The sequence below is a fragment of the Polaromonas sp. P1_G2 genome, from assembly GCF_056405515.1.
This window is the reverse complement of the sequence record NZ_JBFUBY010000972.1, coordinates 1-492: the sequence shown is the minus strand read 5'-3', so window position 1 is coordinate 492 and position 492 is coordinate 1. Positions and strand designations below refer to the sequence as shown.

Below are 492 nucleotides of genomic sequence, written 5' to 3'. Positions count from 1 at the left end.
AGACCAACCTTCTGGCGTTGAACGCAGGTGTCGAGGCGGCGCGYGCCGGCGAAGCCGGCAAGGGWTTTGCCGTYGTYGCYCAGGAAGTGCGCGAACTCGCCGGACGGGCTGCAGGTGCGGCCAAGGACATCAAGGCGCTGGTGGCGCGGTCGAGCGAGGAAGTGCGCACCGGCGTGCAGCTGGTCACCGCCACGCGCGACAAGCTCAGCCATATCGTCGAGGACGTCTCGAAGATCAACGAACTGGTGAGCGAGATCGCCACGGCTGCCAACGAGCAATCGACCGGCATCCAGGAAATCAACACGGCCATTGGCCAAATGGATCAGATGACGCAGAAGAACGCCGCCATGGTCGAGGAGACCAATGCCGCCAGCCACACGCTGGCGCAGGATGCCGGCAATCTGACCGTACTGATGAAACAGTTCCAGATGGCCGAATCCGCATCCTCGCAGCTCAGAGCCGTGCCAAAGCCGGTTACCCAAGCCTCCAAGC

1 protein-coding gene is annotated in these 492 nt (G+C 63.2%); it reads left to right on the top strand.

The features are described 5' to 3' along the window. Positions 1 to 17: 17 nt before the first annotated feature. A partial coding sequence (locus AC1D0P_RS28610; RefSeq protein WP_477679825.1) for a methyl-accepting chemotaxis protein occupies positions 18 to 492 on the top strand: 475 nt, incomplete at its 3' end.